The sequence below is a fragment of the Noviherbaspirillum denitrificans genome (assembly GCF_002211445.1).
Classification (GTDB): Bacteria; Pseudomonadota; Gammaproteobacteria; order Burkholderiales; family Burkholderiaceae_D; genus Noviherbaspirillum; species Noviherbaspirillum denitrificans.
The window spans coordinates 4,538,179-4,558,138 of the sequence record NZ_LSTO01000001.1 but is presented as its reverse complement, the minus strand read 5'-3'; the positions used below and the strand labels follow the sequence as shown (position 1 = coordinate 4,558,138).

At 60.1% G+C, this 19,960-nt stretch carries 24 protein-coding genes, 1 tRNA gene and 1 riboswitch; of the genes, 10 read left to right on the top strand and 15 right to left on the bottom strand.

Annotated elements, in window-relative coordinates:
• Positions 1-7: 7 nt before the first annotated feature.
• The 15 genes from flhC to glyA all read right to left on the bottom strand — a co-directional run bounded on the left by flhC (position 8) and on the right by glyA (position 11,878).
• The gene (flhC, locus tag AYR66_RS22100; protein ID WP_088709299.1) at positions 8-574 is read right to left on the bottom strand and encodes a flagellar transcriptional regulator FlhC; all 567 of its coding nucleotides are present in this window, start codon (positions 572-574) and stop codon (positions 8-10) included.
• 57 nt (positions 575-631) lie between these two features.
• Complete coding sequence (gene flhD, locus AYR66_RS22095) at positions 632-949, bottom strand: flagellar transcriptional regulator FlhD (RefSeq protein WP_088709298.1); 318 nt, start codon at positions 947-949, stop codon at positions 632-634.
• Positions 950-1,488: 539 nt separating this feature from the next.
• The gene (locus AYR66_RS22090; RefSeq protein ID WP_088709297.1) at positions 1,489-2,676 is read right to left on the bottom strand and encodes a pyridoxal phosphate-dependent aminotransferase; all 1,188 of its coding nucleotides are present in this window, start codon (positions 2,674-2,676) and stop codon (positions 1,489-1,491) included.
• A gap of 57 nt (positions 2,677-2,733) precedes the next feature.
• Positions 2,734-3,213 (bottom strand): transcription antitermination factor NusB, encoded by a 480-nt coding sequence (nusB, locus tag AYR66_RS22085; RefSeq protein WP_088709296.1) that lies wholly within the window; start codon positions 3,211-3,213, stop codon positions 2,734-2,736.
• Between the two features lie 3 nt (positions 3,214-3,216).
• Positions 3,217-3,702, bottom strand: coding sequence for a 6,7-dimethyl-8-ribityllumazine synthase (gene ribH, locus AYR66_RS22080; RefSeq protein WP_088709994.1), 486 nt, complete (start codon positions 3,700-3,702; stop codon positions 3,217-3,219).
• A gap of 119 nt (positions 3,703-3,821) precedes the next feature.
• A complete protein-coding gene (ribBA, locus tag AYR66_RS22075; RefSeq protein ID WP_088709295.1) occupies positions 3,822-4,934 on the bottom strand; it encodes a bifunctional 3,4-dihydroxy-2-butanone-4-phosphate synthase/GTP cyclohydrolase II in 1,113 nt (370 codons plus the stop codon).
• A 90-nt stretch (positions 4,935-5,024) separates the two neighbouring features.
• Complete coding sequence (locus AYR66_RS22070; RefSeq protein WP_088709294.1) at positions 5,025-5,639, bottom strand: riboflavin synthase; 615 nt, start codon at positions 5,637-5,639, stop codon at positions 5,025-5,027.
• Between the two features lie 12 nt (positions 5,640-5,651).
• Entirely contained in the window at positions 5,652-6,743 is a 1,092-nt protein-coding gene (gene ribD, locus AYR66_RS22065) for a bifunctional diaminohydroxyphosphoribosylaminopyrimidine deaminase/5-amino-6-(5-phosphoribosylamino)uracil reductase RibD (protein ID WP_088709293.1), read from the bottom strand.
• A gap of 45 nt (positions 6,744-6,788) precedes the next feature.
• Positions 6,789-7,316, bottom strand: a complete 528-nt coding sequence (locus AYR66_RS22060) for a GspH/FimT family pseudopilin (RefSeq protein WP_234814978.1) — start codon at positions 7,314-7,316, stop codon at positions 6,789-6,791.
• A gap of 2 nt (positions 7,317-7,318) precedes the next feature.
• Positions 7,319-7,780: a type IV pilin protein gene (locus tag AYR66_RS22055; RefSeq protein ID WP_234814977.1), complete on the bottom strand. Its 462-nt coding sequence runs from the start codon at positions 7,778-7,780 to the stop codon at positions 7,319-7,321.
• A complete protein-coding gene (locus tag AYR66_RS22050) occupies positions 7,761-8,405 on the bottom strand; it encodes a pilus assembly PilX family protein (RefSeq protein WP_088709292.1) in 645 nt (214 codons plus the stop codon). Before AYR66_RS22050 ends, AYR66_RS22055 begins: the two co-directional genes overlap by 20 nt.
• A gap of 2 nt (positions 8,406-8,407) precedes the next feature.
• The gene (locus tag AYR66_RS22045; RefSeq protein WP_234814976.1) at positions 8,408-9,349 is read right to left on the bottom strand and encodes a PilW family protein; all 942 of its coding nucleotides are present in this window, start codon (positions 9,347-9,349) and stop codon (positions 8,408-8,410) included.
• Positions 9,350-9,360: 11 nt separating this feature from the next.
• A complete protein-coding gene (pilV, locus tag AYR66_RS22040) occupies positions 9,361-9,915 on the bottom strand; it encodes a type IV pilus modification protein PilV (protein WP_170942238.1) in 555 nt (184 codons plus the stop codon).
• Between the two features lie 86 nt (positions 9,916-10,001).
• Positions 10,002-10,472, bottom strand: coding sequence for a transcriptional regulator NrdR (gene nrdR / locus AYR66_RS22035; protein WP_088709290.1), 471 nt, complete (start codon positions 10,470-10,472; stop codon positions 10,002-10,004).
• A 161-nt stretch (positions 10,473-10,633) separates the two neighbouring features.
• Positions 10,634-11,878 carry a serine hydroxymethyltransferase gene (gene glyA / locus AYR66_RS22030; RefSeq protein ID WP_088709289.1) on the bottom strand — a complete coding sequence of 415 codons (1,245 nt, stop codon included), beginning with the start codon at positions 11,876-11,878 and terminating at the stop codon, positions 10,634-10,636.
• A gap of 89 nt (positions 11,879-11,967) precedes the next feature.
• A riboswitch (ZMP/ZTP riboswitch) is annotated at positions 11,968-12,072 on the bottom strand.
• Positions 12,073-12,211: 139 nt separating this feature from the next.
• Here glyA and AYR66_RS22025 point away from each other — a divergent pair.
• From AYR66_RS22025 to AYR66_RS21980, 10 genes are all read left to right on the top strand, one after another.
• The gene (locus tag AYR66_RS22025; RefSeq protein ID WP_088709288.1) at positions 12,212-12,958 is read left to right on the top strand and encodes an SDR family oxidoreductase; all 747 of its coding nucleotides are present in this window, start codon (positions 12,212-12,214) and stop codon (positions 12,956-12,958) included.
• A gap of 46 nt (positions 12,959-13,004) precedes the next feature.
• Positions 13,005-13,424: a tol-pal system-associated acyl-CoA thioesterase gene (ybgC, locus tag AYR66_RS22020; protein WP_088709287.1), complete on the top strand. Its 420-nt coding sequence runs from the start codon at positions 13,005-13,007 to the stop codon at positions 13,422-13,424.
• Between the two features lie 78 nt (positions 13,425-13,502).
• Positions 13,503-14,204, top strand: coding sequence for a protein TolQ (gene tolQ / locus AYR66_RS22015; protein ID WP_088709286.1), 702 nt, complete (start codon positions 13,503-13,505; stop codon positions 14,202-14,204).
• Positions 14,204-14,638 carry an ExbD/TolR family protein gene (locus AYR66_RS22010; RefSeq protein ID WP_088709285.1) on the top strand — a complete coding sequence of 145 codons (435 nt, stop codon included), beginning with the start codon at positions 14,204-14,206 and terminating at the stop codon, positions 14,636-14,638. The genes tolQ and AYR66_RS22010 overlap by 1 nt, the downstream gene beginning before the upstream one ends.
• Positions 14,635-15,510 (top strand): cell envelope integrity protein TolA, encoded by an 876-nt coding sequence (tolA, locus tag AYR66_RS22005; RefSeq protein WP_088709284.1) that lies wholly within the window; start codon positions 14,635-14,637, stop codon positions 15,508-15,510. Before AYR66_RS22010 ends, tolA begins: the two co-directional genes overlap by 4 nt.
• Positions 15,511-15,516: 6 nt before the next feature.
• Positions 15,517-16,788 (top strand): Tol-Pal system beta propeller repeat protein TolB, encoded by a 1,272-nt coding sequence (tolB, locus tag AYR66_RS22000; protein WP_088709283.1) that lies wholly within the window; start codon positions 15,517-15,519, stop codon positions 16,786-16,788.
• A gap of 41 nt (positions 16,789-16,829) precedes the next feature.
• Positions 16,830-17,354, top strand: coding sequence for a peptidoglycan-associated lipoprotein Pal (pal, locus tag AYR66_RS21995; protein WP_088709282.1), 525 nt, complete (start codon positions 16,830-16,832; stop codon positions 17,352-17,354).
• A gap of 111 nt (positions 17,355-17,465) precedes the next feature.
• On the top strand, positions 17,466-18,215 hold the full coding sequence (gene ybgF, locus AYR66_RS21990) for a tol-pal system protein YbgF (protein ID WP_088709281.1): 750 nt from the start codon (positions 17,466-17,468) through the stop codon (positions 18,213-18,215).
• Between the two features lie 112 nt (positions 18,216-18,327).
• Positions 18,328-18,403 (top strand) — tRNA-Lys (locus tag AYR66_RS21985).
• Positions 18,404-18,771: 368 nt separating this feature from the next.
• Positions 18,772-19,960 (top strand): NAD(P)H-dependent oxidoreductase subunit E (locus AYR66_RS21980; protein ID WP_170942340.1); only part of this gene is annotated, 1,189 nt, incomplete at its 3' end.

The following is a 19,960-nucleotide window of genomic DNA, read 5'->3' as shown; positions in this document are numbered from 1 at the left end:
GTCCGGATCAGACCCGGGCTGGCGACGACGCGGACGCCGCCGCAGCTTCTTCCTTCAGCTTCTTGGTCTTGCCTGCACGCGAGGGCATATGGCAAAGGCCGCAGACATAATCCTCATGGAGATCGAGCCGATGGACGACGAAATCACCGCCGCATTTGCAGCAGGTCGCGGTCTCGAGCATCTTGCTTTCGAAGAAGCGCACCAGGGTCCAGGCGCGCGTGAGGGACAGGACGGGTTCGCCGCTCGGATCCGGCTCGACCTGTTCGAGATACAGCTTGTAGGCCTTCATCACCGCTTCGATGCCCGACACATGGGCGTGCTCCACGAGGTATTTGTGGATATTGATGAAGAGCGAGGAATGGATGTTCGGCTGCCAGGTAATGAACCAATCGGTCGAGAACGGCAACATGCCCTTCGGCGGCGAGACACCCTTCAGTTCCTTGTACAGCTTCAGCAGGCGCTCGCGGGAGAGGCTGGTTTCCGACTCGAGAAGCTGGAGACGCGCTCCGAGGTTGATGAGCTCGATCGCGAGCTGGATCTCTTGCGCTTCCGTCACTACGCTTTTCTTAGTCATGCCGACCCCGTGCCATCCTGAAGTAACAATATAGTATTACTCGAAATATTTGTTCTGTCAGGAAATCTCTTCGAGTTGTTGTCCTGCCATAAGAATGGCTGCATGCGAATGCGCAAGCCCGCGATCCTTGTTGTAATTCGTCAACATTCCGAGGATGGCGCCGTCATCGAAGCGAAAGCGGGCAAGCATCATGTTGGTGCTCGCGAGTTTGAGGATCTGGGCGTTATTGAGGCCTTCCAGCATGTCGGCGATTTCTGCGCTGATGCCGAGGCGAAAAATGGCGCTAGCTTTGTCGGAACGAATCATTTGCTGGGCGAGCATCAGGTAGCTCAGGTTGGCGTCACGGATTTCAGCCATCATGTCGTTCGCGTTCATTTTCACCTCGTCTGCAATCGGACCGGCAGTTTTGCCTGTCAGTAAGATGCATTCTCGGTGTGAAGTTGCCCTGAGAAAATAGGACTTTCGCCGTATTTAAATACGGACGCGCACGAACGCCACCCGTAGGTGTTTGTCCTACAAACACCGGGCAGCGTCGGATGCGCACCTGAAAAAGGTGCGGAAATTGGCTTGGGCCTTGGCTTTGCGGCCGATCGATGCCGGCTGCGCACGTCCCCTTACCCAAGGGAAATTTAGTAATTAATTATTCTTTTGATATGTGCTCTTGATCGCAAAAAATGGCTTTCGCCGGTTTTTCTCAAGGACCTAGTACTACTGTTGTGTTGTTTATCGGCAGTGACTCCGCAAAATTTAGGGTCCCGGTAAAAATTTTTTTAAAAATTTTTCGGAGCGCCTTTTTTGCAGCCTGCTTTTCTGGTTTACGGTCGCCGGACGGCCGGATTTAGGGCTGATCCAAGGATTTTTTGAATACAGCCTGAGCAGACCAGGGGAGGAGTTGCCAATATGGCATTACAGTACTAGCAGACCCGCGAGTGAACGGGATTTAAGCCTAGGAACTTTGCGAGACGCGCAACCGCCTCTTGCAGGTTGTCGAGCGAGGTGGCGTAGGACAGCCGGATATATTCGCGGGCGGTGTAAGGACCGAAATCCAGCCCCGGAACAAGGACGACGCCGGCCTGGTGGAGCATGTCGATCGTCAGCCTGTCCGCATCATCGGACAGTGCCGAACAATTTGCATAGACATAGAAAGCGCCGTCAGGCATCACCGGCACCTGGAAGCCAAGTTGCCCGAGTGCAGGAACGATATAGTCGCGTCGGCGCTTGAATTCGGCCTTGCGCTCTTCATAGATGGCAATCGACTCCGGCGTAAAGCAGGCAACGCCGGCATGTTGGGCAATGCTGGAGGCGCAGATGAACAGATTCTGTGCCAGCTTCTCAACCTGAGGCACCAGGTATTCCGGCACCACAAGCCACCCCAGGCGCCAGCCGGTCATGTTGAAGTACTTGGAGAAGCTGTTGATCACGACGACGTCGTCGCCCAGCGACAGCGCCGAAAACGGCTCTTCATCGTAGGTCAGGCCTTGGTAGATCTCGTCAACGATCGTGAAACCGCCCTTCTCCCGCACCGTTCCGACAATCTTCGCCAGTTCGGCATGGGGGATCGACGTTCCCGTCGGATTGGACGGCGATGCAAGCAGCACGCCGCGCGTCGTTTCCGACCATTGTTTGCGCACCACTGCGTCCGACAACTGGAATCGCTGCTCCGGGCCGCTCGGAATCATCCTGGCGACACCATCGAATGCGGCCACGAAGTGCCGGTTGCAGGGGTAGGACGGATCGGGCATCAGCACTTCCGCGCCCTTGTCCACGAGCGCGGCGCAAGCTAGCAGCAGCGCGGCTGACGCGCCGGCCGTCACGATGATACGCGACGGCGCGATCTGCAGACCGTACACCCGCTGGTAATGCGCCGCGATCTCCTCCCGCAGTGCGGGAATCCCGACGGCCGATGTGTACTGCAGCCGGCCGTCGGCCATGGCACGCGATGCGGCCTCGACAACAGGTGGCGGCGCCGTGAAGTCCGGTTCGCCGATGCCCATGTGGATGATGGAACGGCCCTGCCGTTCCAGTTCAGCCGCCATCTTCGCCAGTTCCATGACGTGGAAAGGAGCAATGTTTGCAAGGCGGGAAGCGAGGACTGGATTCATCGGAGGTACAGGCTCAAGACATGCGCCGGCATGACGCCGGCGCATGATGTGGTAGGTTTAGTGCTGGCCGCGCTTCTTGGCGTCTTCGACCTCAGTGGCGCGGGCCGTCGCCGCGAACTTGTCGAGGACACCGTTGACATACTTGTGGCCGTCAATGCCGCCAAACGACTTGGTCAACTCGACCGCCTCGTTGATGACGACCTTGTACGGGATTTCAATGTGGTTGGCCAGTTCATACGCACCGATCAGGAGCGCTGCATGCTCGACCGGCGAGAGCTGGTTGATCGGGCGGTCAATCAGCGGTGCCAGACCACCGCGCAACGCTGCCGCCTGCTTGATCGCGCCGTGCAGCAACGCGTCGAAATGCTCCGCGTCTGCCTTGTTGAAACCATGCGCTTCGCGGATGTGCGCATCAATGGCGCCGGCATCCTCATTGTTCAGCAGCCACTGGTACAGGCCCTGCAGCGCGAACTCGCGCGCGCGATGACGCGGCGTGCGGTTCTTGTTCGGATTCGCGTGTGCGGTCTTTTGCGTCATTGCTTACTCTTCCTCTGTGACGTCGGCGAGTTCTTCCAGTGCAATTGCGAGGTTGGTCATCTCGACCGCAACGCGTGCTGCATCGGCGCCCTTTTCTGCCATGCGTGCCTCGGCCTGCTCGTCTGTATCGGTAGTCAGGACGGCATTGGCGATGGGAATGCCAAAATCCAGGCCGACGCGGGTGATACCGGCACCGGACTCGTTGGACACCAGCTCGAAGTGGTAGGTCTCGCCGCGTATGACCGCGCCGATGGCGATCAGTGCATCGAACTGCTGGGTTTCCGCCATTTTCTGCAGTGCGAGCGGGATTTCAAGTGCGCCCGGGACGGTAACGTGCAGCACGTCCTCATCGGCAACACCGAGGCGCTTCAGCTCGGCCAGGCAGGAAGACAGGAGGCCGTGGCAAACGTCTTCATTGAAGCGGGCTTGCACGATGCCGATACGCAGGCCTTCGCCGCTCAAATTCGTTTCGTAAGTTCCTACGGTCATGGTTGTTCCTTCATGCGCGATTGCGCTCATGGGTATGGGAACCATGCGCCACCTCGATGAACGAGGCAGCGTATGGCCTATTCTTGTTCGACATGCCGCCGGCGCCTTGCGCCAGGCGGTCAGTTCTCCGGCTTTGCCTGGTAGCCGGTCACCTCAAGGTCAAAACCAGTCATCGATGGCATCTTGCGCGGGCTCGCCAGCAGCTTCATCTTGCCGACCTGGAGGTCTTTCAGGATCTGTGCACCGATACCATAGGTACGGAGGTCCATACGCGACTCGCGCGGCGCGGGCTTCTGTTCGGGCTTGAGGAGCGCCTCGAATTGCGCAAACATCTGTTCCGCCGATTCCTCGCAGTTGAGCAAGACCATGACGCCCCGCTCCGACGCCTTGATCGCGGCCATTGCCGAGGCCATGTTCCAGGAGTGCGTGGTGGCTTGCGTTTCGAGCAGGTCGAGGATGGAAACGGGTTGGTGCACGCGCACCAGGGTTTCGACGTCCGTGGTGATGTCGCCATGCACCAGCGCCAAGTGGGCGCCGCCGCTCGGCTTGTCGCGGTAAGCGATCGTCCTGAAGGAACCGTGCACGGTATGCATGGTGCGTTCGGCGATGCGCTCGACGATGCTTTCGTTCTGGCTGCGGAAATGAATCAGGTCGGCAATGGTGCCGATCTTCAGGCCGTGTTCCTTGGCGAATTCAATCAGGTCCGGCAGGCGCGCCATGGTGCCGTCGTCCTTCATGATTTCGCAGATCACTGCCGCCGGGGTGAGGCCGGCCAGCGCGGCGAAGTCGCAGCCTGCTTCAGTATGTCCAGCACGCATCAGCACGCCGCCCTTCTGCGCCTTCAGCGGGAAGATATGGCCGGGCTGAACGATGTCGGACGGCTTCGCATTCTTGGCCACCGCAACCTGCACGGTCTTTGCACGGTCAGCTGCGGAGATGCCGGTGGTGACGCCTTCGGCTGCTTCAATGGAAACAGTGAAGTTGGTGCCGTAGGACGTGCCGTTGCGGGTCGTCATCATCGGCAGGTTCAGCAGGTTGCAGCGCTCTTCGGTCAGCGTCAGGCAGATCAGGCCGCGGCCGAACTTGGCCATGAAGTTGATCGCTTCCGGGGTCACGAACTCGGCGGCCAGCACGAGGTCACCCTCGTTTTCACGGTCTTCCTCGTCGACGAGGATGACCATACGGCCTGCGCGCAGTTCGGCAATGATTTCTTGAGTTGTTGAAATAGCCATGGCTTGAATCCTGTGTAACACGCTATTTTAAAGGATTTGCGGGTCTTGCTACTTTCACCGCTGAAACTTGTGCTGCTGTCCGGACGGTTTTCAGTCCTTTGTGTTGAGCATTCGTTCGACGTAGCGCGCGATCAGGTCGATTTCGAGGTTGACCTTCACGCCTGGTTTCAGATGCTTGAGTGTTGTCACTTCGACAGTATGCGGAATCAGATTGATCGAAAACGTGCAAGCATCCGGCACGTCTTCCACGCGGTTCACCGTCAGGGAGACGCCGTTGACGACAATCGAGCCTTTGTAAGCGAGATACTTCCCCAGGTCCTTCGGTGCCGCAACGACCAGCTCCATTGATTCGCCGACCGGCTCGAACTTGCGAACAATGCCGAGGCCATCGACGTGCCCCGACACGAGGTGGCCGCCAAGCCGGTCCGCGAGGGTCAGCGCCTTTTCGAGGTTCACTTCGCCTGCGCTGTCCAGTCCGGCCGTCCGGTTCAGGCTTTCGCGGGAGACATCGACGGTGAAGCCGCTCTCTGTCTTGCTGACGACGGTCATGCACGCGCCGTTCAGGGCAATCGAGTCTCCCAAGGCGACATCGGCCATCGGCAGGCCGCCAGCATCGACCGTGAGGCGAACGCCGGCGTCGGCCTGGGTGCCAAGCGGTGTGATGGAAGTGATTTTGCCGACGGCGGCGACGATTCCGGTAAACATGGGCAATTCCGATCAGGTAAAACGGGCAAGGATACGCAAATCGGGGCCGATTTGCTTGATTTCGTGGAAAGCGAGCGCCTTGCGGCCATCGAGCGATTCCAGTGTAGGCAGGTCGAACAGGCCGCATGCGTCGCCTATCAGGCTGGGCGCGAGGTAAAGCAGCAGTTCGTCGACGCAGCCTTCGCGGATGAGCGAGCCATTCAGCTTGAATCCTGCCTCGACGTGCAGTTCGTTGATCTGGCGTGCGCCGAGTTCTTTGATTAATGCCGGAAGATCGACCTTCCCGGCGGAATTCGGGAGCAGGATAATTTCCGCGCCTAGGTCACGCAGCCTCGCTTCCTTCTCCGCATTCGCTACTGCAGTAACGATCCAGGTGCCGCCACCTTCGAGAATGCGTGCATCGTGACTGATCTGCAGGCGACTGTCGACAACAATGCGGCGCGGCTGACGAGGTGTATCGACTGCACGAACCGTGAGTTGCGGATTGTCTTCCTGCACGGTGCCGATTCCGGTCAGGATGGCGCAAGCGCGGGCGCGCCACCAGTGCCCGTCGTCGCGCGCGGGCGGCGACGTAATCCACTGGCTTACACCGTTATGCAGCGCCGTCCTGCCGTCCAGGCTGGCGGCAGCCTTCATCCTTACCCACGGCAGGCCATGTTGCATGCGCTTCATGAAGCCGATGTTCATTTCACGCGCCTCTGCTTCAAGCACACCCGACACAACTTCGATGCCTGCCGCCTCGAGCTTTGCCCGTCCCTGCCCGCCCACCAGGGGGTTCGGGTCACCCGCAGCCATCACCACCTTGGCGACGCCGGCCTTGACCAGCGCATCCGCGCAAGGTGGAGTGCGCCCAAAATGACTGCAGGGCTCGAGCGTGACGTACACCGTTGCGCCGCGCACGTCATGCCCGCGACTGGCGGCATCTTTCATTGCCTGGACCTCGGCATGCGCCTGTCCCGGCGGCTGGGTATTGCCGGCACCGATTACATAGCCGTCCTTGACGATGACGCAGCCGACGCGCGGGTTGGGTGCGGTGATGAACATGGACCTGGCTGCCCATTGAAGCGCCAGTTCCATAGCCTGGTTGTCGTTTTCGATTCTCACTGATGACCTGTTTCGCTCAAGCGGCCTGCAAAGGCCCGAAGCGGGTCAGCAGGTATCCGCGTCCGTGTCCGGATTGCAGATGCGGGGACGCCCGAGGAAGTTCAGCTTGATTTTCCTGACCTTCGTGCCCAGCGCGAAAGTGAAGGTACCGAACTGTGTGCGGTATCCACTTGCATGGGTACGGGTACGTCCCGCGCCGTTGTATGCGAGGTATTGTACTGTCGAATCGCTCAAGTCAGCCGTAATCCGGAGACCATCCGGTGCTGGGCCGTGAAGGAAGATGACTTCGCCACCGTCGGGTCTCCGATTGCGGTTCCGGTCGACAAAGACCACCCATCCCTGCGCCCAGTCTCCGCTGTCGCCGACCGGCATCAGGTCGACCCGCAAGCCTCGCTGCACGGCCTCTGCCCGTGCAAGGTTGATTGCGGCAAAGAAGTCGTTTGCCGCCGAGCTGAGCTGGAGGTCCCTGATGATACCGACGAAGCTCGGCACGGCTACGGTGAAAAGAATAGCCGCCACGGACAAAGTCACGGTCAGTTCGACCAATGTGAATCCGCCGGTTTCGCGCCGCATCCTTACCTCCAGCACTCCGCCTTGTTCGCCCCTTTTTCACCGGTGCTGGCAAGCGTGAATTCTCCGCACTCGGGGTCCTTGAAGTTCGCGTCGACACGACCTGTACCCGGCGTGGCGACCAACCGAACACAATCGCTGATTGTTTCACCGGCACATGCTTCAGCCTTGATTTCATAGGCGCTGCTTTCAGGACTATTTCCGGAAAACCACCTGAACCGCTTCTCCTCCTCACCGGAGGAGCCAGACGTAAAGGCAATGTACTTGTTGCGCTGGGAATAGAAGCGTTCTTCCTGCAGCATCAACTGGTACAGCGCGGACCGGCCTTCCGCGCGCTTTGCCTTTCTCGCTGCCTCCTTGAAGGACGGCAATGCAATGCCGGCAAGGATGGCCACGACTGCAAGCGCGACAATGACTTGTATGAGGGAAAAGCCACCCTGCTTCCGCTTATTTTTCAAGCGCTTCACGCATTTCCTCCCAGTTCTGAATCTCGCGCCAGCCCACTCGCTCCCACCGCCCGTCCTCTGCCTTCCGAAGATACGATTGCAGGACAGCCTGCGTCCCCTCGCTGGTGCCGAAGCCGATTGCAGTAATGCGATAAGTCGCCTTGCCCGGTGTACTCGGCCTGCCCTCCGGCAATGGGGTCGCAGGCAAAATTTCGACAAGGTAGGACGGCGGAAGCGCACTCGCTTTTGACGCGGATGTGCGCCCCGTGAAATAGCCGAACGGGACCGATGTCCTTTCCGCTCCGAGATCAATCTTTTGCCAGACCGGGAACATGTCGGGAGCCGAGGGCTGGCACAAGCCAAGCAAGGGATTGCCAAGCCCTGCCTCGCACTGGCCGGCCGCATGCTCCGATTTTTCAAACAGCGCCACCCGCGTGGTTGAACTGATATCGTGTTCCGCATCCTTCAGTGCGCTTTCCGCCGCCAGAAATGCAAGCAATCGGTCGCGTTCATGGCGCGAAGCCTTTTCTTCCTGGAGCGCAATCTGCGCGCCGGAAGTGCCGAGCAGGAGGATCACAAGCATCAGGAGCAGGCATACGATCAATGCGGCGCCGCTTTCGCGCCCGCGGGTCGGCAGTTTTCGCATACCTATTTCGCGGCAGGCCGGTTGCGCAGCCAGATGGTCGCTGCGAAGACCTTGCGCGTCCTGTTCCTCGCCGCTTTCGGCAATTCCGACACACGGATCCGGACGCCCTTGTCCCTTCCCGAATGCGCGGATGAGTACGGCTCTCCGAACAGGTCGAAGCTCGCATCCGGAAGTTCTGCGGGAACGGGGCTTCCTCCGCGCACAAGGACAGCGACCTTGACCTCCACTACTTTTTTCCACCAGGCGTAAGGATCGGAACTGCTCGTCGCCATACCCTCGATGGCAGTCGCGTTCACAATTGAATTCGGATAGCCGTCGCCGTCGCTGTCCAGTCCGTACAGCACCTGGAAAGACTCCACGCCCCGTGCTACAGCTTGTGCCGACCAACCCTCTTCACCGGGATACTTGCAATACAGTTCGGGTTCGCCGGTGGCATCTTCGGCCACATAGAAAATGCTCCACCCTCGTTCAGTTGCGCCGACCACTTCGCCCGTACCGACACCAAATCCGCCGCAATTGAGAACCGAGCCATCCCCGTTACTGCCCTTGCCGGAACCACCAAAACGCACCACAAGAACATCACTGCCGTTGATCGACTTCGACAGCGGCGAATCGACTCCTTCGGTCCGGCTCTTCAGGCTTTTGGCATCCATGCCGAATACCGCCGGGCCGTCGTCCGCAGCCAGAACCGCACCGTCGACAGCGTCCCAGCCCAAATAGGACGCCTGCCGCACGGTCCGCGAAAGGATGTCAATCGCATGACGGCCCATGTCAAGGACCTGAGTGCTGTCGCTTTGCGCAACGTAGGCGGACTTAGCCGAAACGAGCACCACGATAGCCGCGGCGATCAGGAACAGGCCGATGGTCATCGACACCATCAGTTCGACCAGCGTCACACCGTCCTGACCGGCGAAGCGAAACGAAGATATGCGGCTGCGGCGCATCGCCATCCCCTTCACACAGGAGCGACCGGAACAACTACGCTCGGTGGAAAGCTTCGGCCTTCGTCGGCGTAGCTGCCATCCGGGCTCTTCGCCTTCCAACCGACCTTGACAACCAAGGGACCGGCCCCGGCGCCACTGCATTCCCAAGTATGTGCATGACCTGCCTCTTCCCATGGACTGTCGTCGTGGCAGATGCGGAGACGCGCAGAGGGGAAATTGGCCGCAAGGCGCGTCTTCCATTCGTCGAGTTCGGCGTTCGCGAATTCTGCCGGTGCACACATCGCGAAATGGCAGGAGGCACTTGGGGCGAACCGCTCATCCGGTGAAGACGTGAAGTCGATATCAAAGACGGCTGCGGCAAGGTGCAAGTATCGCTCGTCGGACGCCATCACTTGCACCGTATCGGCCACGTCGGCCGCGAGCTGCAAGGCAGTCGTCTGATAGGCGGACTGTTGGGTGGTCCGGGTGGCGGCAGCCTGCAGCGCGGCCGTGCCGAGGACGCCCGTAGACAGGAGCAGTATGGAAACGAGCACTTCCGTCATGGAATAACCGGCTTCACGGTTCAATTTCGCTTTCAAGCTTGGCATAATTATAACATTGGCAACATTTTTGGCATGCGAAAGCGTGCTCGTTACTGCGTCCGGAGATGGTCTTACTTGGAAGGTGTCTTGCGCTCTCGCCCAACCTCAGCGATCGCATCCTGGAATTCCGCGACGTCTTCGAAGCTCTTGTAGACGGAGGCAAAGCGAATATAGGCGATCTTGTCGAGGCGCTTGAGTTCGCGCATGACGAGTTCGCCGATATGGCCGGAAATCACTTCACGGGCACCGGAGGAAAGCAGTTTTTCTTCGATACGGTGGATCGCTGCATCAACTGCTTCGGCGGATACAGGACGCTTGCGCAGGGCGAGCATCAGGCTGGCGCGGAGCTTGGCGGGGTCGAAGTCGGCTCGGCTGCCGTTCTTCTTGACGATGACGGGCATCGACAGTTCGATGCGCTCGTAGGTGGTGAACCGCTTGTCGCAGTGCGCGCAGCGGCGGCGGCGGCGAATGGTGTCTCCTTCCTCGGACACGCGTGTGTCGATGACTTGGGTGTCTTCGTGATGGCAGAAGGGACATTTCATGGCGGTACCGCGAGCCTTATTCCGGTCGCGCTCCCTGTCCGGGAACGCAATGAAAAATTAACAATAACGCGATTCTGTTATCTTTTTGCAAAGATCGCCATCCCATGGTCATGGGATGGCGATCAGTGTAGCGCTATTTACTGGCCTGACGGCCTGCGATATCAGGCGTAGACCGGGAACGCGTCGGTCAGCTTCTTGACTTCCGCCTTGACGCGCTCGATGGTTGCCGCGTCGTGCGGGTTGTCGAGCACATCGGCGATCAGGTTGCCGACCTTGACCGCTTCCGCCTCCTTGAAACCGCGGGTGGTCATCGCCGGGCTGCCGAGACGGATGCCGGAGGTGACGAACGGCTTCTCCGGATCGTTCGGGATCGCGTTCTTGTTGCAGGTCATGTGGGCGGAGCCGAGGATGGCTTCTGCTTCCTTGCCGGTGATCTTCTTCGCGCGCAGGTCGACCAGCATCACGTGTGATTCGGTACGGCCGGAGACGATACGCAGGCCGCGCGAAATCAGGGTCTTGGCGAGTGCGTCGGCATTCTTGACAACCTGTTCCTGGTAAGCCTTGAATTCCGGCGACAGCGCTTCCTTGAAAGCGACGGCCTTGCCGGCGATGACGTGCATCAGCGGACCGCCCTGGATACCCGGGAAGATCGCGGAGTTGATGGCCTTTTCATGCTCGGCCTTCATCAGGATCACGCCGCCGCGCGGGCCGCGCAAGGACTTGTGGGTGGTCGAGGTGACGAAATCGGCGTAAGGCACCGGGTTCGGGTAGACGCCTGCGGCGATCAGGCCAGCATAGTGGGCCATGTCGACCATGAAGTAGGCGCCGACATCCTTGGCGACCTTGGCGAAGCGCTCGAAGTCGATGCGCAGCGCATAGGCGGACGCGCCGGCGATGATCATCTTCGGCTTCTTCTCGTGCGCCAGGCGCTCCATCGCGTCGTAGTCGATTTCTTCCTTCTCGTTCAGGCCGTAGGAAACGACGTTGAACCACTTGCCCGACATGTTCAACGCCATGCCGTGGGTCAGGTGGCCGCCTTCAGCCAGCGACATGCCCATGATGGTGTCGCCAGGCTTGAGCATGGCGAAGAACACGCCCTGGTTAGCCTGGGAACCGGAGTTCGGCTGCACGTTGGCGGCTTCCGCACCGAACAGTTCCTTCAGGCGGTTGATGGCCAGGGATTCAGCGATGTCGACGTACTCGCAGCCGCCGTAGTAGCGCTTGCCCGGATAACCTTCGGCGTACTTGTTGGTCAGCTGGGAGCCCTGCGCTTCCATGACGGCCGGCGAGGTGTAGTTCTCGGACGCGATCAGCTCGATGTGGTCTTGCTGGCGCTTGTTTTCCTGCTGGATGGCGGACCAAAGTTCGGGATCGACTTTGGCGATGGTGTGGTCTTTTGCGAACATGAAAAACTCCAATCGATTGCAAATCGGGTTTGCCTGAATCGAATGAGGGCCAAAGGGAAATGACAGGCAGCCTCAGTCGTGCATTCCATTTGGGCTGCCCAGGCGAACGGCTATGGATATCTCACGTTCCCCGGTGGATGCCCACCTTTTCGCCGGAATGCAGCTCCGGCTTCTCGCCAGTTACGTGAGACGAAATGGAGCTAGATTGTAAGATAGCCACCACATTTCGGCAAGTTGACGGGAATGCTGCCGGCGGGTATGCGGGCAGGATGGAGAAGGCCCCTTTCGGCTACAATTTTGGCAACCATCGCCCCTGCTCGAAAGGAAAACAACATGATCGTGCTGATTACTGGCGCAACGTCCGGCTTCGGCGCCGAAATGGCGCATAAATTTGCCCAGGCTGGCCACAAGGTGATCGCGACCGGCCGCCGCAAGGAGCGTCTTGACGGACTTGCTGCCGAACTTGGCGCGTCGCTCCTGCCAATCGCCATGGATGTGAGCGACAAGGCATCCATTACCGCAGCACTGGCCGCCCTGCCTGAAGGCTGGAAGGACATCGACGTGCTTGTCAACAATGCCGGCCTCGCGCTTGGCATCGAACCGGCGCACAAGGCGTCGCTCGACGACTGGGAAACCATGATCGCCACCAATTGCACCGGCCTGGTCACGGTGACGCATGCGATCCTGCCCGGCATGGTGGCGCGCGGACGCGGAACGGTCATCAATATCGGCTCGGTGGCGGGCGCCTACCCCTACCCGGGCGGCAACGTGTATGGCGCAACGAAAGCCTTCGTCGACCAGTTCACCATGAACCTGCGTGCCGACCTTGTCGGTACGGGCGTGCGCGCAACGAACATTGCGCCTGGCCTGTGCGGCGGCACCGAATTCTCGAATGTCCGACTCAAGGACGATGCTGCCGCGGCCAAGGTTTACGAAGGCACGGTGCCGCTGACCGCTCAAGACATCGCCGAGACCGCCTTCTGGATCGCCACGCTGCCGCCGCACGTGAACATCAACTACATCGAGATGATGCCCACCTGCCAGGGCTTCTCTCCCTTCAACATCAAACGGAACACCTGATGAACGAATCCTGCGTAACACGCCGCGGAGAACGGACCCGGCGGCAATGACTTCGGATTTCACCTGGAAGCTACGGGTCTACTACGAAGACACTGACGCCGGCGGCGTTGTCTTTTATGCAAATTACCTGAAGTTCTTCGAACGGGCGCGGACGGAATGGCTACGCGCCGCCGGCATCGGCCAGCAGCTATTGTCAGAATCGCACCACGTGATGTTCGTGGTCAAAAGCACCGCGGTCGATTATCATGCCCCCGCGAAATTAGATGATGAACTGAAACTCTCCGTCGTTGTCGAACGACTCGGACGCGCCTCCGTGCAATTCATACAAGAAGCCTGGCGCGTCGAGGGAGAGGATCTTCGGCTGCTTGCCAGCGGCCGCATCAAGGTCGGTTGCGTGGACACGGCCACGTTCCGCCCAAGCCCCATCCCGGACGATGTGCTGGACCGGATCAAGCACACAGGATGAACTTCCCGCTTCGCGACGGTCGCGGCAAAGCCGCGCATCGCGTTGCGGAAACAATTTGTAAATCTCTAACAGAAACCGATGACTGTCACCCAAGATCTGTCTTTCATTACCCTGATCAGTAACGCCTCGCTGCTCGTGCAGCTCGTCATGGCGCTGCTGCTGCTCGTTTCGATCATGAGCTGGACTTACATCTTCCGAAAGATGTTCGCCATCAGGAGCGCGCAGACGCAGACCGAGGATTTCGAGCGCGCATTCTGGTCTGGCGGCAACCTGAACGCGTTGTATGAAGAAGCAAACTCGAACCGCCGCCGCAGCGGCGGCAAGAGCGGCGCGCTGGAACGCATCTTCGAATCGGGCATGGGTGAATTCATCAAGGCCAAGGCAAGCTTCGCCGGCAAGGGTCCGGTCGACCCGGGCAGCATGATCGACGGCGCGCGCCGTGCGATGCGCGCAGCGTACCAGCGCGAAATGGATGCACTCGAGTCCCATCTCGCCTTCCTCGCCTCCGTCGGTTCGGTATCGCCTTACGTCGGCCTGTTCGGCACGGTGTGGGGCATCATGAACGCCTTCCGCGGCCTGGCCAACGTGCAGCAGGCGACGCTGGCTTCCGTCGCGCCCGGCATCGCTGAAGCGCTGGTGGCCACCGCGATCGGCCTGTTCGCGGCGATCCCCGCCGTGGTGGCCTTCAACCGCTACTCGCACGACATCGACCGCCTGGCGATCCGTTTCGAGAGCTTCATCGAAGAATTTTCCAACATCCTGCAGCGACAGGTACGCTGATGGCGAACACGTCCATGCGCGGCGGTCGTGGCCGCAAGTTCAAGTCGGAAATCAACGTCGTTCCGTATATCGACGTGATGCTGGTGCTGCTCGTGATTTTCATGGTCGCCGCGCCGCTGACCAATCCCGGCGTCATCAACCTGCCGACGGCCGCGAAGTCCGCGCTGCCGCCCACGGAATACATCCAGATTTCCCTCAAGCCCGACACCTCGGCGACGATCGAGGTCAATGGCGGCAAGGACGGCGGCCGACCTGAAAAAGTGGGCGGCCGCAGTGCCCTCGTGCAAAAGCTGCGCAGCATGCATGCGGCCAATCCGGAACTGCCGGTGATGATTTCGGCCGACAAGGACATCAAGTACGACGAAGTCATCCAGGTGATTTCGGAAGCCAAGAAAATCGGCATTACCCGCGTGGGGCTGGCGACGAAGCAATGACAGCATCAACCCCGTACATCGTCCCGAAGGAACCCGGTGGCGGTCGCGCACTGACGCTGGCGGCACTGGTGCATGCCGCGCTGTTCGTGTTCCTCTGGATCGGCATTGCCTGGCAAAGCCAGACGCCGGTGACGATTGAAGCCGAGGTCTGGGATCCTGTGCCGCGCGAAGCCGCGCCCCTGCCCGAACCGCCGCGCGTGAAGGAACCCGAACCCGAGCCGAAGCCGGTCGTCAAGGAAGCGCCGAAGCCCAAGGTCGAGGAGCCGCCGGTCGTCAAGCCGGATATCGCGCTGGAGAAGGAAAAGAAGCGCAAGGAAGAAGAAAAGAAAAAGCGCCTGGAAGAGGAACGCGTCGCCAAGGAGAAAAAGCGCCTCGAGGAAGAGAAGCTCGCCAAGCTCAAGGAAGAAGAAAGCAAGAAGCGCCTCGAGAAGGAAAAGGCCGACAAGGCGAAGAAGGAAGCCGACGACAAGAAACGCCGGGAAGAAGCCGACCAGAAGTTGATGGCCAAGATGCGCGAGGATGAAATGAAGCGCATGACCGGCGCCGTGGGAACCGGCGGCACCGGCGAAGCCCCGAAGTCGCAGGGTGGCCGCGCCGATGGCGATTACGTGCAGCGCATCGCGGCGAAGATCCGTTCGAACATCAACTACATCGTGCCGGAAGGCTTGCAGGGCAACCCACCGGTAGAATATGAGGTTCGGCTTTTGCCTGACGGCTCGGTGGCAGGTATTCGCAAGCTGAAATCGTCCGGCATCCCCGGCTTCGACGAAGCGGTATCCCGCGCGATCGAGCGCTCGCAGCCGTATCCTAGGGACAAGTCAGGCAACGTGCCATCCACATTCATCGGTATCCATAGACCAAAAGACCAGTAAGCAACCATGATGAAAAATCTCTTCTTGCGCAGTTTCGCCGTGTTCGCCTTCTGCCTTTCCGGCGTGGCGCAGGCGCAGTTGCGGGTGGAAACCTCCGGCGTCGGCGCAACCCAGATCCCGATCGCGATTGCCGGCTTTGCCGACGAAACCATGGCGCCCCAGCAAGTGACGGCGATCATCAAGGCCGACCTTGCGCGCAGCGGCTATTTCAAGATCATCGATACCGGCAACACGATGTCGGAAACCACGCCGGTGAACTTCGGCGAATGGAAGGGCCAGGGCGCGGACGCGCTGGTGGTCGGCAGCGTGCACCGCTTGGCCGACGGCCGTTTCGATGTGCGCTACCGCCTGATGGATACGGTGAAGGCTGCCAACCTGTCCGGCTTCGGCCAGGTTGCAGGGCAGGACCGCCTGCGTGTCGCCGCCCACAAGATTGCCGATGATATCTATGAAAAGCTGATCGGCGTGCGCGGCGCCTTTGCCACCCGAATCGCCTATGTCACCAAGTCGGGCAACGAGTACCGCCTCGAAGTGGCCGACTCCGACGGCGAGGGGACACAGGTTGCCTTGCGCTCGAACGAACCGATCATCTCACCCGCCTGGTCGCCGGATGGCACCAAGGTCGCTTACGTATCTTTTGAGGCCAAGAAGCCGGTGGTCTATGTGCAGGACTTGACCAGCCGCCAGCGCACCGTCATCGCCAACCATCGCGGCAGCAATTCGGCGCCGTCCTGGTCGCCGGATGGCAGCCGTCTCGCGCTCGCGCTGTCGCGTAGCGGCTATACGCAGGTGTATATCGTCAACGCCGACGGCAGCGGCCTGCGCCAGCTGACCAATACCACCGGCATCGAGACCGAACCGCAGTTTTCCGCCGACGGCCAGTTCATCTACTTCACCAGCGACCGCAGCGGCGGGCCGCAAATCTACCGCATGAGCGTCAACGGCGGCGATGCCCAGCGCGTCACCTTCTCGGGCGGCTACAACATCAGCCCGCGCGTCGCGCCGGACGGCAAGAGCCTGGCATTCATTTCGCGCCGCGAAGGCCGCTTCCAGCTGTATATCCTCGACCTGCAGAGCGGACAGGAGCTGCGCGTGTCCGATACGACCAAGGACGAGTCGCCGAGCTTTTCGCCGAACGGCAAGTACGTCATGTACGCCACCGAAGCAGGACGCCGCGGCGCATTGGCCGTCGTGTCCGTCGATGGCCGCGTCAAACATCGCCTGACAACCCAAACGGGCGACATACGGGAGCCCACCTGGGGCCCGTTCATGAAATAATATGGGTTTTTGGAAACAATTTTCACTTGGGAGAATCAGTAATGCGTAAGACCACCACCCTTGCCCTCATGCTCGCCGGCGTTTTTGCCCTCACCGCCTGCGGCTCGTCGGTCAAGCTGGACGACAACGTCAAGGTAGAAGAACGTAGCGCCGTGCCGACGAACACCGCGGATGCACGCACCGTTGGAACCGTTTCCACCGGCTCCACCGATCCGCTGAACGATCCGAAGGGCATCCTCGCCAAGCGCAGCGTTTACTTCGACTATGACAGCTTCATCGTCAAGGACGAATTCAAGCCGGTGGTCGAAGCGCACGCCAAGTACCTGAACGCCAACAAGGGCCGCAAGATCATCATCCAGGGCAATACCGACGAACGCGGCGGCCGCGAGTACAACCTCGCACTCGGCCAGAAGCGTGCCGAGGCAGTCCGCAAGTCGATGTCGCTGCTCGGCGTGCCCGACACCCAGATGGAAGCCGTCTCGTTCGGCAAAGAGAAGCCGAAGGCACAAGGCAGCGACGAGGCTGCATGGGCCGAAAACCGCCGCGCCGACATCGTCTACAACTAAGCATGCAGTGATGGGCGGCGGTCTCCAACGCTCATCCCCCGCCCCCTTCCCTGCTGTCCGGGAAGGGGAACCCGACAAGGGAACAACCGTTTGACGCGTTCAAGAGCGATCATGAACAAGACCATCCGAACATCACTCGCAGCGGCCTTCGTGGCCGCGTTTTCTTTGCTGCCCCTGCAATCGCAGGCAGCCCTTTTCGAGGACGAGGAAGCCCGCAAGGCCATCCTCGACATCCGCGCCCGGCTCACCAACATGCAGTCGGAAATCAACGCCAAGGCGGACAAGACCAACAGCCTCGACCTGAACAACCAGAACGAGCAGTTGCGCCAGGAAATCGCGCGCCTGCGCGGCCAGATCGAAATCCTGACCAACGAGCTGGCCAACACCCAGAAGCGCCAGAAGGATTTCTACGTCGACCTCGACGCCCGACTGCGCAAGCTGGAACCGCAAAAGGTCACGATCGACGGCAAGGAAGTCATGATGGAACAGGGCGAGCAGAAAGCGTACGACGCCGCCCTCGCCTACTTCAAGGCCGGCGACTACCGCAATGCAGGCGCTGCCTTCTTCGACTTCACCCGCCGCTATCCGGAGTCCGGCCTTGCCCCTTCGGCGCAATACTGGCTCGGCAACACCTACTACGCCCAGCGCGACTACAAGAACGCGATTACTGCACAGCAGGTAGTCGTGAAGAATTATCCGGACAATCCGAAGGCGCCGGATGCGCTGCTCAACATCGCAAGCTGCTACATGGAACTCAAGGACAAGGCAGCCGCGAAGAAAACACTGGAAACGCTGATCGCCCAGTATCCTGACACGCCGGCAGCTCAGACGGCCAAGGAACGAATGACGGTCTTGAAGTAAGCGTTTTTCCGACATGCTGTTTCCGTCTGGTTGCAAGATCGGAATTCCTGATGAAAATCATCATGAGTGATTTGACAGGCAGCATGGAAGTTCAATATAATTCCGGTCTTTCGGGTCGTTAGCTCAGTTGGTAGAGCAGCGGACTTTTAATCCGTTGGTCGCAGGTTCGAGTCCCGCACGGCCTACCAGAAAACAAGACGGCTCCCAGCAATGGGAGCCGTTTTCATTTCCGGAGCATCCATTCGGAAATATCCCCTCTCGGCGCAGTCCTCACCTCTCTCAACAATGGGAATGCCGGTGCCGCGATTCCCGATATCAGATCAAATCCCGTGTCTACACGGCAGGTAGCCCCAGCGCTCCAGAGGGACGTGCAGGACATCTCAAGAAACGGAACATACGGCACGGGACTTGCGTGACATTCATGCGTCAGGCATTCCACCCAAGCGAGCACCGAGCACAGGAAGAGTCCTTGCGAAATCCTTGATCCGCTTCATTGACAATGTACCCGCGCCGCACGATTCTTGCGCCCAGCTGTTATCCCGAGATCCCCACCGCCATGAACTCCCCGCGCACCTCCGTCGCCCCGCGCATCCGGCCCATCGTCGAGCGCTACGATTCCGACGCCACCTACATGCTACAAATACTGCGCGAAGTGCAGGAGCAGTGCGGATGGCTTTCCCCGGACGTCATCGACAACCTGCAGGCCATGCTCAATACGCCCCGCACGAAGATCGAGGCCGTGGCCGGGTTCTACTCCTTCCTCTACACGGAACCCGTCGGCAAGTACCGTGTCCTGTTCAGCGATAACATCACCGATCGCATGCTGGGCAACATGGTCCTGCTTGACCGAATGATGGCGCACTTCGGCGCAGCGCAGGGCGCGATGTCGGCAGACGGCTTGCTCAGCATCGATACCACCTCCTGCACGGGCATGTGCGACCAGGGGCCGGCAATGCTGGTCAACGGTCGCGCAATTACCCGCCTCACAACCGAGCGCATTGACTGGATTTGCGAACTGATCCGAAAGGAAGTGCCGGTCAACGCATGGCCGTCCGGCCTCTTCCAGGTCGAAGACAATATCCGGCGTGCCGATGTCCTGCTGAACGACAGCTTCAAGGCCGGTGAAGCGCTGGCCGCTGCCCTGGCCATGGGCAGCGATGGCATGCTGGAGCAGATCAAGGCCTCCAATCTGCGCGGACGAGGCGGCGCGGGCTTCCATACCGGCCTCAAGTGGGACCTTTGCAAGAAGGCGCCGGGCGAGGAGCATTACGTCGTATGCAATGCGGACGAGGGCGAACCCGGCACGTTCAAGGACCGGGTGCTGCTCACGTCGCATGCGGACCGGGTGTTCGAGGGCATGACGATCTGTGCGTCCGTGATCAACGCGCGGCGTGGCTTTCTCTACCTGCGCGGCGAGTACCGCTACCTGCTTGAACCATTGAACACTGTCCTGGCACGCCGGCGGGCACAAGGCCTGCTCGGCCCGTCCATCCTCGGCAAGCAAGGATTTGATTTCGACATCGAGATCCATCTTGGCGCCGGCGCGTATGTATGCGGCGAAGAATCGGCACTGATCGAATCGCTTGAAGGCAAGCGCGGCACACCGCGCAACCGCCCTCCCTTCCCCGTGACCAACGGCTACCTCAACCAGCCCACCGTCGTGAACAACGTCGAGACCCTGCTTGCGGCCTGCCTGATCGCGCGCACCGGCGGCGAGCGCTTCGCTCAGCTAGGGACGCCAAAAT

Coding starts and splice junctions, on each gene's coding strand:
- glyA (WP_088709289.1), bottom strand. CDS start 11,878: ATGTTCGCAAAAGACCACACCATCGCCAAAGTCGATCCCGAACTTTGG.
- ybgF (WP_088709281.1), top strand. CDS start 17,466: ATGAACAAGACCATCCGAACATCACTCGCAGCGGCCTTCGTGGCCGCG.
- AYR66_RS22090 (WP_088709297.1), bottom strand. CDS start 2,676: ATGAATCCAGTCCTCGCTTCCCGCCTTGCAAACATTGCTCCTTTCCAC.
- ribBA (WP_088709295.1), bottom strand. CDS start 4,934: ATGGCTATTTCAACAACTCAAGAAATCATTGCCGAACTGCGCGCAGGC.
- tolA (WP_088709284.1), top strand. CDS start 14,635: ATGACAGCATCAACCCCGTACATCGTCCCGAAGGAACCCGGTGGCGGT.
- flhC (WP_088709299.1), bottom strand. CDS start 574: ATGACTAAGAAAAGCGTAGTGACGGAAGCGCAAGAGATCCAGCTCGCG.
- AYR66_RS22045 (WP_234814976.1), bottom strand. CDS start 9,349: ATGCGCCGCAGCCGCATATCTTCGTTTCGCTTCGCCGGTCAGGACGGT.
- ribH (WP_088709994.1), bottom strand. CDS start 3,702: ATGACCGTAGGAACTTACGAAACGAATTTGAGCGGCGAAGGCCTGCGT.
- AYR66_RS22050 (WP_088709292.1), bottom strand. CDS start 8,405: ATGCGAAAACTGCCGACCCGCGGGCGCGAAAGCGGCGCCGCATTGATC.
- AYR66_RS22010 (WP_088709285.1), top strand. CDS start 14,204: ATGGCGAACACGTCCATGCGCGGCGGTCGTGGCCGCAAGTTCAAGTCG.
- ybgC (WP_088709287.1), top strand. CDS start 13,005: ATGACTTCGGATTTCACCTGGAAGCTACGGGTCTACTACGAAGACACT.
- AYR66_RS22025 (WP_088709288.1), top strand. CDS start 12,212: ATGATCGTGCTGATTACTGGCGCAACGTCCGGCTTCGGCGCCGAAATG.
- AYR66_RS22060 (WP_234814978.1), bottom strand. CDS start 7,316: ATGCGGCGCGAAACCGGCGGATTCACATTGGTCGAACTGACCGTGACT.
- nrdR (WP_088709290.1), bottom strand. CDS start 10,472: ATGAAATGTCCCTTCTGCCATCACGAAGACACCCAAGTCATCGACACA.
- tolB (WP_088709283.1), top strand. CDS start 15,517: ATGATGAAAAATCTCTTCTTGCGCAGTTTCGCCGTGTTCGCCTTCTGC.
- AYR66_RS22070 (WP_088709294.1), bottom strand. CDS start 5,639: ATGTTTACCGGAATCGTCGCCGCCGTCGGCAAAATCACTTCCATCACA.
- tolQ (WP_088709286.1), top strand. CDS start 13,503: ATGACTGTCACCCAAGATCTGTCTTTCATTACCCTGATCAGTAACGCC.
- nusB (WP_088709296.1), bottom strand. CDS start 3,213: ATGACGCAAAAGACCGCACACGCGAATCCGAACAAGAACCGCACGCCG.
- pal (WP_088709282.1), top strand. CDS start 16,830: ATGCGTAAGACCACCACCCTTGCCCTCATGCTCGCCGGCGTTTTTGCC.
- flhD (WP_088709298.1), bottom strand. CDS start 949: ATGAACGCGAACGACATGATGGCTGAAATCCGTGACGCCAACCTGAGC.